The organism is Bifidobacterium sp. B4142 (assembly GCF_026537325.1).
GTDB lineage: Bacteria > Actinomycetota > Actinomycetes > Actinomycetales > Bifidobacteriaceae > Bombiscardovia.
Map to the genome: position 1 here is coordinate 683174 of NZ_JAFNMJ010000001.1, position 11035 is coordinate 694208.

Consider the following 11035-nt stretch of genomic DNA (forward strand, 5'->3'; position numbering starts at 1 on the left):
CGTCAGGAGGTTTGTCCCGCAGTAAGCCAAAGTTGCGGGTCGGTGTCACAATGGAGAGCATGGGAAAGACCTTGAATAAGGCGGCCATGGTCGTCGTAACCTATAAGCGTCAGGAATTGCTGACAGGCCTGTTCGACTCGATTCTCCAACTTACCCAAGCCCCATGGCGGATTGTGGTGGTGGATAACGAGAATTCGGCAGACACGCGAACCATAGTTGAGCAGTTTTCTGAACGTGTGACAGGACGTTGGGGCAGGACCATCATCGACGGCTCCGGCAATCAAGATCGTGTGGTTTATCTGCCACAGGACCAGAATGGCGGCGGCGCGGGAGGCTTCTCCGCCGGTGTGGGGAAAGCATACGAGCTCGGTGCCGAATGGTTCTGGGTCATGGATGATGACGTTGCAGTAGAACCTGAAGGACTTGACTCGCTGGCCCAATGGAGTGACCGCTATCAGGTGGTGCAGGGTTCCCGGCTGGATTATGATGGCGGTTCCTTCTATTGGCAGTATCATTTTCTCACTGCCTTGGGTATTCCAGACCCGATCGCCCCAGGTGATTTCGGACCATCAGGATGTCGGCCTATGAACACCATGTGCTTTGAAGGGGGATTCTTCTCCAGGCAGATTGTGGATCAAATCGGTCTGCCTGATCCGCGCTTCTTCATCTATTGGGATGACACCATCTATGGGTATTTGGCATCCAAGGTCACACAGCCTGTGGTCATATCAGATGTAGTCATGCGCCGGACTCGCAACTTAGCTAATTGGAACATCGCTGGGGTGCGCCAGCTCAATTCCACGTCTGACATGAACCGTTATCACATCATGCGCAACCGGGGCTTCATGGCCAGGTATTTCATGGTTCACGGGGACTATCGACCTCTGGCTTTCTCCCTGGGAACCCTAGCAACAGCTCTCAAGGAAGTCATCCGCCTTCTGGCTGTTGATCGTAGCCACATCATGACTGGTATTCCTGCCATCCTGAAGGGATGGGTGGATTCGCGCCAGATACTGCATGATCCCGAATGGAGGCCCATGGAACCGCTTAAGAGACAACCAGCCGGGGAAATACAACGCGCCTGAATAGGTTTGACTGCTACTTTTCTTGACTTCCTGCCTGGAAGTAATCCATGGAACCGATTGGTCCAGCTAGATGGAAACCATCATTCCCATAGATTACCTTGGTGACTGCGGTGTTGGCCATGTCAGGGATAGGGCAATCGTCGTCGATGGCCACAAGGAACTGTTGAAGGCACATGCCTGAGGAGACCACCAGGACAGGCCCGCCGCCCTCTTCGATTGCGGACTGGGCGATGCGCGTCAGCACAGCGATCATTCTGCTGCGGACCTGGGCCGTGGTCTCAGCCCGATCCTGTTCTTCCAGTCCGGCGGACAGGACGTCCTGGGCATCCAGCCGGTGGAAGGTGTCCTGCATATGGACGGAGATGTTTCTGCCGTAGGTTGCCTTGGCTGTAGTGAAGTCCTTGAACCCCATGGCGGCGCAGACCTGGTCAAGAGTGGTGCGCTCGTCCCGGCCCTCGAAACTGCCGAAATTATCCTCGCGCAGGTCAGGGTCAACGCCCACGCACAGGTCCCCATTGCCCGACATGTCAAGGGCCAGACGGGCGGTTTCATATTGTCGGCTCAGATTGCCGCTCCAGGCTGCCTGGAAACGAATGGGCCGCAGACCCCGGCCGAACTGGCGCACGTCCTCGCGACCTTGCCTGGTCAGGGGAAAATCGGACCAGCCCTGCATCAGGTGCATGACATTGGCCGTTGTTCTGCCGTGTCGGGTCAGGTAAAGGGTGGCCGGACCAGCTTCAGTGCTCGTTTGGGTGGTGGACTGTGATGATGCTCCATTGTTCATAGGTCATCACCCTACACGGCCCCCTTGCCTGATCACGGGGTACAGCCATGGTCAGGACCTGATAAAGCGGCCTTTGTCGCCCCAGGTCCATGTGCCGCCTCCGGCTCCGATCTGAAAGTTCATTTTGGCTATGCCCAGATCAACGGCGGAACCATAGGCGACCGAGGGGTCCAATGTGGCGATCGCATCGCCTGAGCCCTTGTCCCAAGCGAATAGCACTGGCTGCCCATTCATGGCTGAAGGAGCCTTGGCGGCGGCAGCCACGCCGGCCTTGAACCATTCCGGAGCATCTTGGCGATCCTGCGCGCTCATGGATGAAGTCAGCTCCTCGTAGCTCTTGGAGGTTCGATGCTCGCTCTGACGTTGGCAAAGCTTGTCGAAGTCCTGGTTGCCGTAGCCGACCTGGTCGGCCGGATAGCCGATGGTGACCACTAGATAGAGCGACTGGCCGGGGGCGATCCGGCAGTGGCGCTCGGCCGCCTGGCGGTCCCAGCTGCCCGACACCCATCCTGTCCCCAGTCCGTATAAGGTGGCGGCAAGAACTATGCGCTCGCCATAAAAGCCGGCTTTTTCCAGGCTCTTTTGATCATCTTTGGGTCCGACTAGGGCAAGGTAGTTGGCCGCATTGGCCAGGTGGCCGGAAGCGTTGTCGGCCGCGAAGGCGTCGGGTTTGCCCAGAACCAGCTGCATGTCCAGGCCGCTCAGCGTGTTCAGAGCGTTCAGAGTGCTGCCCAGCTGCCTGGCTAGTTCGGGATCGATGGGCTTGGGATCGTATTCTCTGGCGGTGATTCGCACGTTGACTGCGTCAATAAGCTGTGTATGTTCGGTCATAACCTCATTATTCCACCCAATTCTTTTCACTGCATGTAGTTGCACAAGGCCGGCGGAATGGTCTGCGCTTGGTCCGGATTGTGCCGCTGCCGAGGGTTGCAGAGACAGGGCTTGGGGTACAATCGCTACCGTGCCGGTTCGGACCCTCATCTTTGATCAGCTAAGGAGCAGCAATGATTGAAACAGCGCAGGCTTTTGGAGTGGATATTGGTGGATCCGGCATCAAGGCTGCCCCTGTTGACCTGACGATCGGCGATTTTGCAGAGCCGCGCAAGAAAATTCTGACCCCGGAGCACTCGACGCCGGAGGCTGTAGGAGTCGTGGTCAAAGAGCTCCTGGACCGCTTCGAAGTTTCCTCGGACGTACCTGTGGGCATCGCTTTTCCGGCACCTGTTAAGCCTGACAAGCCGCTCGATTTCATGGCCAACCTGGATCAAGCCTGGGTGGGAACCAATGTTCAGGAGGTCCTTTCCAAGGCCTGCGGCAGGCCCGTCAGCGTTGTCAACGACGCAGATGCGGCCGGCCTTGCCGAGGTACAGTACGGAGCGGCCAAGGGACAGAGGGGTCTGGTCATCGCCACTACGCTGGGTACCGGCATCGGCACGGCTCTGATCTACAACGGTGTTCTGATCCCCAACAGTGAGTTGGGCCACCTGACGCTGGACGGCAAGGACGCAGAGAAGTACGCGGCCTCTTCGGTGCGCGACCGCAAGAAGCTGAGCTATAAGAAGTGGGCCAACCGTCTGACCAAATACTACCGACTGCTTGAGCACTACTTCAATCCCGATTTCTTCGTCGTCGGCGGCGGTGTCAGTCGGATGAGCGAGAAGTTCCTGCCTCACATTGACATCAAGACTCCCATCGTGGCTGCCAAGCTGCGCAATCAGGCTGGCATTGTCGGCGCCGCCTATCTGGCTGACCTTCGGCAAAAGCGTCTGGGGTGAAGCAGGGCTTTTCTGCGACCAACCTGTTTGGGGCGTTCCGGCCACTGCTGGATCGCATGAGGAGCTGAAGAATCGTGCATTTTTCTCACCGTACAGGGTCTGACCGCCTCAATCGCATTGCTCTGGCCGAGTCAGGAGCACGCTCCCAAGGGCTCAAGCTGGGCAGGCTGAATGATTCCAACCCTACCCGTTTCGGACTGGCCCCGTCGTTCCTGCCCCAAGTCTATGAGGCCGAACCGAGAGGACCTCGTGTGGCCCGCCAGGCCCTGGCTGAGTTTCTGACCAGGCGTCAGGAAGCGAATCAGAGCGTGGACGGTGCGGCGGTCGATCCTGATGACCTCTACCTGCTCTCCTCAACATCCCAGGCTTATTCCTGGCTGATGAAGCTTCTCTGCGATCCGGGTGATGCCATTCTGGAGCCCAGGCCTGGATATCCCCTGATCGAATCCATCGCCGGTCTGGAATGTGTCCGGACAATTCCATACCGCCTGGCCTACGACGGATCATGGGTCCTTGACCTGGCCACGGTCAGACAGGCTCTGGAAGGACCTGAGGGCGATTGTATCCGCGCTTTGGTCCTTATCAACCCCAACAATCCCACAGGTTCCTACATTCACCCGGAAGAACGCCGGTCGCTGCTGGAACTCTGCCAGCGGCAGGGGGTGGCCATCATAGCGGATGAGGTCTTCTTCGATTACCCTCTGGACCCCTTGCCGGGTCGTGCCCGGCTGGCTGGTGAGGATCGGGTGCTGACCTTCGCCTTGGACGGATTCTCGAAGAGCCTGGCAGCTCCCCATGCCAAGGTGGGCTGGATCCAGGTTTCCGGGCCGGCCGACCAGGTTGCCGAGGCCAAGCGCCATCTTGATCTGATAGCGGATGATTACCTGCCCATGAGTCTTCTGATCACCAGGGATATGGAGGCCATGCTCTCGGATATTCCTGGCCAGACCAGCCGAGTGGGTGAACGTGTCAGGGGCAATCTCGAAATCCTGAGACAGACACTGGTTCTAAAGGAGTCCTGTCTCTCTCTGCTCAGGCCTGAGGCTGGCTGGAACGTTCTTCTTCGCTTCCCTCAGGTCATCGACGAGGAGGAGCTGATCCTTCGCTTGATCGGGTCCTACGGGCTGACTGGCCAGCCCGGATACTTTTTCGACATGCCAGGGAATGGGTATCTGGCCCTGTCGCTCCTGCCTGAACCCTCGGAATTCCAGCGGAATGCTGACTCAGTCGTGTCGGCGATTGAAAAAAAATTGTGACTGTGGGCCGTTTGCTGGCTGGTTTACTCCGATAATAAGTTCTAAGTGACCATTCATCATGGAAGGGGGAGATTGGTTAGGCTCAATGATGAGCTACTGACTGCAGGGTTGCACAGGAAGGAAAGACGATAATGGGGAACGGAAATAAGGGTCAGAGGAGAAATCCAGCTGAGGGGGTTGGCGCTCGAGTCGGGGAAGACATCAAGGCAATGGCCTCCGCAGATGAGACCGGAGGCGCCGCAGCGGACCGGGGCATTGACGCGAACCTGGCTCCGGACACGGGCAGAAGGCTCAACAATGCGGAGAAGGTCCGCTTTGCCATTGGCTTTGTCCTGGTATCCCTGCTCTGGGCTGCGCCCTTTACCATGGGATCCGGGGTCCTCCTGCCGCAGATTTTCAATTCCCTGCATGGGGTCAGCGCTGAAGCGGCTCTGGGGACAATGAATTCGATCGGCTGCGTGTTCGCCTTAGTGGCCAACGTTGTTTTCGGTGCTCTCTCAGACATGTCGAGGTTCCGAGTCGGCAAGCGCACCCCTTGGATCGTGTTGGGCGGAATTATCGGCGCCCTTGGTTTCTGCTGGTTATCCAGTCCCATACGCTCGCCATGATCATCCTCGGCTGGTGCATTGTGCAGGTGGGCATCAACTGCCTGATAGCCCCGGCCGTGGCAGTCCTTTCAGACAGGATTCCTGAGTCGACCAGGGGAACCTATTCGGCACTCTATGGCGCCAGCCAGGTCATCGGCCAGCAGCTGGGAACCATCATCGGCAGCTCCTTCATAGCCAGCATCCATACAGGCCTTGTAGTCGCCATGATCATCTTCCTCTTCTCTGGTATCCTCACTGTGTTGATCTGGCCCCGGGAGAAGTCGGCTGCCAACACGGTCGTGGAACGAACCTGGGCAGATGTCGGCCGGTCCTTCATACCGCCCACCAAAAATTGCCGCGACTTCTACCTGGCGCTTCTGGGCAGGTTCACTTTCGTCGTCGGATGCTTCATGATCCAGGGCTACCAGCTCTACATACTGCAAAAGTACTGTCACCTGAGCGATGCCCAGGCCGCATCCACACTCAGGATCATGGCCCTGATCTCGGTGGTGACCACCATCCTGGCCTCCGTGGTTTCGGGCCCGCTTTCGGACTTTCTGCACAGGAGAAAGGTGATTGTAGCCACTAGCTGTCTGATTCTCGCTATCGGCATACTCTTCCCATTCCTGATGCCAACTGCAACGGGTATGTACATTTACGCCGCCCTTGCTGGAATCGGCAATGGCTGCTACATGTCAGTCGACCAGGCGCTGAACGTCGATGTGCTGCCGAACGCCAAGGAAGCAGGCAAGGATCTGGGTATCCTCAACCTGGCCAATACGATCGGTCAGGTGATCGCTCCCGGGTGCACCACGCTGGTCATTGGACTCTTCGGCGGCTACAGGATGATCTTCCCGGTCGCCATCGCCTGCTTGCTGGTGGGAACAGTATTCATCATGATGATTCGCAAGGTCAAGTGAGTCTGAAAACCTGTAATCCGGACCTGTACTGAGCAGCGGCCCGGCCAATCAAACCCGAAAGGAAAAAGACATGACAGAAGAATCGCATACCAAAGCCAAGGATTTGGAACTGCAAGAGGAGGCCTCGCTGACCTCCGGATCCGACTCCTGGCACCTGCAGGGACTGACCGACAAGGGCTATGAAGGCTATATGATCACCGACGGTCCCTATGGCCTGCGCAAGGCCACTGGCTCCGACGTCTACGGATCGGTCCCGGCCACCTGCTTCCCCCCGACTGCGGGACTGGCCTCCTCCTGGAACCCGGATCTGACCTATCAGGTGGGCCAGGCCATGGGCGAGGAGTGCGTCCAAGAGAAGGTGGCCGTAATCCTGGGACCCGGTATCAATATCAAGCGCAGCCCACTGGGCGGTCGTAATTTCGAGTTTTACTCGGAGGATCCTGTGCTGGCCGGTCATGAAGCCGCAGGTCTGGTCGAAGGGGTCCAGTCCAAGGGGGTGGGAACCTCTCTGAAGCACTTTGCAGCCAACAACCAGGAAACAGACCGGCTCAGGGTCAGCTCTGACGTGGACATGCGCACCCTGCGCGAGATCTATCTGCCGGCCTTCGAATATGTGGTCAGGAATGCCAAGCCATGGACCATCATGTGCGCCTACAACAAGCTCAACGGGGTCTTCAGCTCAGAGAACCGCTGGCTGCTGACGGACGTTCTGCGTGGTGAGTGGGGCTACCAGGGCATGGTCATGTCCGACTGGGGTGCTGTCCACAACAGGGTCAATGCTTTGCAGGCCGGGCTCAACCTCGAGATGCCGCCTTCCCGCACTGACGACCAGGTAGTCCAGGCCGTACAGGCTGGCAAGCTGGACAAGGAACAGCTGGACCAGATGGCCCAGGGGGTCCTGGACCTGATCGAAAAGGCCCGTCCGGCCATGTCCCGACAGGATTATCGCTACGACGTCCAGGAACACAACAACATGGCTCGTCGAGCGGCCCAGGAGTCCATCGTCCTCTTGCGCAACGAGGACCGGATCCTGCCCCTTGACCCGAAGGAGAAGATCGCCGTCATCGGTGAGTTCGCCCGGACTCCGCGCTACCAGGGCGGAGGCTCCTCGCACATCACACCCACCGAGGTCTCCTCGGTCCTGGGTGGCTTCAAAGAGGCTGGCATAAATGTGGACTTTGCTCCCGGGTTCACGTTGGACGAGAAGGAACAGGATCCTGCTCTGACCCAGCAGGCGCTTGAGGTAGCGCGCGGAGCCGACACCGTGGTGCTCTTCCTGGGATTGCCTGAATACGCCGAGTCCGAGGGCTTCGACCGCACCAGTATGGATCTTCCCGACAATCAAGTGGCTCTGCTCAGGGCCGTGTCCGAGGTCAACGACCGGGTGGTTGCCGTCCTTTCCAACGGAGCAGTGGTGACGGTTGCCGATTGGATGGACAATACCAAGGGTCTGCTGGAGACCTGGTTGCTGGGCCAGGAGGGCGGACGCGCCGTGGTGGATGTGCTGACCGGTGCCGCTAACCCCTCGGGTCATCTGCCTGAAACCATTCCGGTCCGGCTGGAGGACAACCCCACCATTACCTCCTTCCCTGGCGAGGAGGGTCACTCCCGCTATGGCGAGGGCGTCTACGTGGGGTACCGCTACTACGACACTTTCCAGCGACCGGTGGCCTTCCCCTTCGGATTCGGGCTGTCCTATGCCGACTTTGCACTGGAACAGATTGCGGTGACCAAGACCGGAGCCAACTCGGCTCGGGTGGAGGTGACCGTGACCAACACCTCGCAGGCGGATGGCGCTCAGACCGTGCAGGTCTATGTGGCCCCCTGCTCCAGCCGGGTGAATCGGCCCAGCCATGAGCTCAAGGCCTTCACCAAGGTCTTCCTGAAAGCCGGACAGTCCAGCCGAGTGAGCATGGACCTGACGGAGCGCGACTTCGCCTACTGGTCAACGGTCATGGATGGCTGGCATGTGGAGGCGGGCACTTACCGCATCCAAGTGGGCACCTCCAGTCGCGATCTGGTTGCGGAGCAGGACCTGCAGGTGGATGGCGACGGCCGCTTTATTCCGTTGAATGCTGAATCGACCATGGCGGAGTGGCGTGAGAATTCGATCGGCGGGCCCATCCTGCGCGATCGTATCGAGCAGGACGGCATACCTCTGCCCGACGATCCCAATACGGCCCAGCTCTTTGACACCATGCCCCTGGCCTCGGTGATCACCCTGTCGGGCGGTGATGGCAATGGCATCGTGGCCGACATGGTCGACCGGTATCACCAGGCCCTCAAGCAGCAGGGTCTGGACTCCTGATACCGTAGTCGGCTGGGCTCAGGGTGCTAGGAACCAGACGGCTACGTTCATGGCCTGACTGGGGTCGAAGTGCTCCAGCAGGACTATGGCGTTGACCAAGGCCAGGACCAGACCAGCCAGGCACCCCAGTGTCAGCAGGCTCATGACGGCCGCTTCCGCTGAGGGGCGGCCGTCTTCATATGTCGAGGATGCGGCGGCCATGGCCACAACGGCGACCAGGCAGACCAACCAGGCGAAATCAATGGTGTAGCGCACCGAAAATCCACCCAGATAGGAGTCTGCAGCCATGACCAAGGCTGCCAGAGCCAGGGCCAAGACCAAGGCGGGCATCCATCCCCGACGCTGTAGCTCTTTTCGCACCCGGGGCAGAGCAAGAAGAGCAAGGGCCAGTGCGAGTGACGGGGTGGTGACCAGGAGCCCGCCCAGGCCAGGCTCGGTGAAGTGCCAGACCCGCATGGGAGCGGGGGAGAATTGCAAGTAGGGGAAGACCGGCAGGGTGGTCAAAGGTTGCAGCAGGTAGTAGCTAAAGATCTGAAGCAGGCCCTGGATGCCGGGATGGTAGTTGGTCAGATCCAGGACGGTCATCTGATACCGGTTGCCGAAATCCAGCAGTGACCCGAAGCGCCAACGGTTGTACCAGAGCAGAGGGGCGGCGACCAGGAGGACCGGCAAGAGGCAGCAGGCCAGCAGGGACAGTGCCCGCCTCCGGGACATGCCAGCCGGATGGCGTCCACGCGTGAACAGGGCCTTGACGACTGCCCTTATCTCCTTGACAAACAGGGGCAGCGCCAGCAGGCCGGCAGCGAGGAAGGTGGGCCGACAGCCCAGGGTGGCAGCCACTGACAGCGATCCCAGAAAGAGCCGAGATTTGGACAGATGCCAGGGTTGGTCCCCGTCCTCCACAGTCCACATCCGTGTTGATCCACGCCCCGAACGCTCACCGGCGTTTGCAGCCTGTCGCTGAACCCGTCTGGCCCCCATCCAGAGCCAGAGCCCGGTCATGACCGCCAGCAGGGAGGCATCGAAAGGGATCGTATAGAAGTTGCGGCGGCACCAGAGGTAGACCATGCCGGATCCTCCCAGCATGGTTATAAGGGCCATGCCGACCACGGCCAGATGGACCCGTGGGAACCAGCGGGCCAGCAGGCGGATGGTAGCTAGGGCCGTCATGACGGTGGCCGTCGCGACCAGCAGGGCCGCAGCCGAACTGGTGGGCAGGGCATAGCCGCCTGGATGCACCAGGCTGGTTATCACTCGGTAGGGCAGGAAGAGCAGCAGCACTGGCAGGACACCGAAGTAGGAATACCAGTGGCCGCCCCGGTAGACGTAGTCCCAATATATGGGTTGCTGGTCCTGGGCCAGCAGCGCGTTACGGGTGGCTATGTCGAAGGGGTTGGCTGCCTTGGCCAGACCCGGCGCTTGGCCAAGATCCAGCCAGGGGCGTCCATGCAGAAGGGCCTGGGCTACGTGGTCGTACTGGTTGAAGTCGTATACGTAGGCGTTCGGCTGGTGATAGGCCATGGGAGTGAAGGTGGACAGATCGTGCTGGATGTTCCAGCAGGACCAGGCTGCCAGCGGAGCCAGAATCAGGGCCAGGACCAGACGTTGGCTCACCGAGCCTGTATCCAACCGGGTCCGCCAGAGGATCGAGCCGGGCAGGTAGCCCAGGATCAGTGCCGCCAGACAGGTCAGCAGCAGTATCCGCGCCAAGTTGAAGTCCAGGGGGACCACCTTGGCTGGGGTCACTCCTGTCAGTTCCAGTCGGGAACCGATGGGTTCCTGTATCCACAGGCGCATGGCCTGGATCCGGGTGCCGCTGGGTTTTCCGCGGACGCGCAGGTAGTGGCTACGGGCCTGACCGGGGCAGATCAGCCCTCGGGTGCCCTGGATCCATCCCTTGCCGCCGGCCGGGCGCAGGTCCAGACGTACATGGATCTGCGACAGGAATGAACCCTCGACATCCTCTGCCAGATGGGCCTGAACAAAGGATGCCTGTCCATCGGCATCAGGGACATCTACCCAGGCGCCAGCCGGATCGGTGACTTTCAGTCCCCCGCCTGGCAGAGGGGACAGCCCTGGTCCCAGCCGACCTAGTGGGGAGTGGGGATCGGCCGTAGTCTGTGCCGGAGAGTTTGATGTGGAGCCCATCAGCGACTGCCAATGGGCCAGATTGAATACTCCCAGTTCGAGGATGAGTACCGCAGCAAGCGCTACCAGCAGGCGAATGGTCGTGCCCCTAGCCGGGGTGGGTCGTCGCAGGGCTGGCAGAGTCATCACGGTTTTATTCTAACGGCGACATGTCTGGCTGGATTGGGACAAT

9 protein-coding genes are annotated in these 11035 nt (G+C 59.7%); 6 read left to right on the forward strand and 3 right to left on the reverse strand.

Features of this window, described 5'->3' with window-relative positions:
- The first annotated feature begins 50 nt into the window (after positions 1 to 50).
- Positions 51 to 1085, forward strand: a complete 1035-nt coding sequence (locus J3U06_RS03155) for a glycosyltransferase (protein ID WP_267399698.1) — start codon at positions 51 to 53, stop codon at positions 1083 to 1085.
- A 13-nt stretch (positions 1086 to 1098) separates the two neighbouring features.
- Here the strand turns inward: J3U06_RS03155 and J3U06_RS03160 are convergent, their stop codons facing one another.
- Positions 1099 to 1869 carry a histidine phosphatase family protein gene (locus tag J3U06_RS03160; protein WP_267444297.1) on the reverse strand — a complete coding sequence of 257 codons (771 nt, stop codon included), beginning with the start codon at positions 1867 to 1869 and terminating at the stop codon, positions 1099 to 1101.
- 51 nt (positions 1870 to 1920) lie between these two features.
- Positions 1921 to 2700, reverse strand: a complete 780-nt coding sequence (locus J3U06_RS03165) for a nitroreductase family protein (RefSeq protein ID WP_267444298.1) — start codon at positions 2698 to 2700, stop codon at positions 1921 to 1923.
- Between the two features lie 173 nt (positions 2701 to 2873).
- On the opposite strand from J3U06_RS03165, the gene ppgK reads away from it, so the two are divergent.
- The 5 genes from ppgK (at position 2874) to J3U06_RS03190 (ending at position 8715) form a co-directional block, all read left to right on the forward strand.
- The gene (gene ppgK / locus J3U06_RS03170; RefSeq protein WP_220236045.1) at positions 2874 to 3644 is read left to right on the forward strand and encodes a polyphosphate--glucose phosphotransferase; all 771 of its coding nucleotides are present in this window, start codon (positions 2874 to 2876) and stop codon (positions 3642 to 3644) included.
- 74 nt (positions 3645 to 3718) lie between these two features.
- Entirely contained in the window at positions 3719 to 4900 is a 1182-nt protein-coding gene (locus tag J3U06_RS03175) for a pyridoxal phosphate-dependent aminotransferase (protein ID WP_267444299.1), read from the forward strand.
- Positions 4901 to 5031: 131 nt separating this feature from the next.
- On the forward strand, positions 5032 to 5508 hold the full coding sequence (locus J3U06_RS03180; RefSeq protein WP_267444300.1) for an MFS transporter: 477 nt from the start codon (positions 5032 to 5034) through the stop codon (positions 5506 to 5508).
- 26 nt (positions 5509 to 5534) lie between these two features.
- On the forward strand, positions 5535 to 6407 hold the full coding sequence (locus J3U06_RS03185) for an MFS transporter (RefSeq protein WP_267444301.1): 873 nt from the start codon (positions 5535 to 5537) through the stop codon (positions 6405 to 6407).
- A 70-nt stretch (positions 6408 to 6477) separates the two neighbouring features.
- The gene (locus J3U06_RS03190; RefSeq protein WP_267444302.1) at positions 6478 to 8715 is read left to right on the forward strand and encodes a glycoside hydrolase family 3 C-terminal domain-containing protein; all 2238 of its coding nucleotides are present in this window, start codon (positions 6478 to 6480) and stop codon (positions 8713 to 8715) included.
- Between the two features lie 18 nt (positions 8716 to 8733).
- On the opposite strand, the gene J3U06_RS03195 is transcribed toward J3U06_RS03190, so the two are convergent.
- Entirely contained in the window at positions 8734 to 10989 is a 2256-nt protein-coding gene (locus J3U06_RS03195) for a hypothetical protein (protein ID WP_267444303.1), read from the reverse strand.
- Between the last annotated feature and the right edge of the window lie 46 nt (positions 10990 to 11035).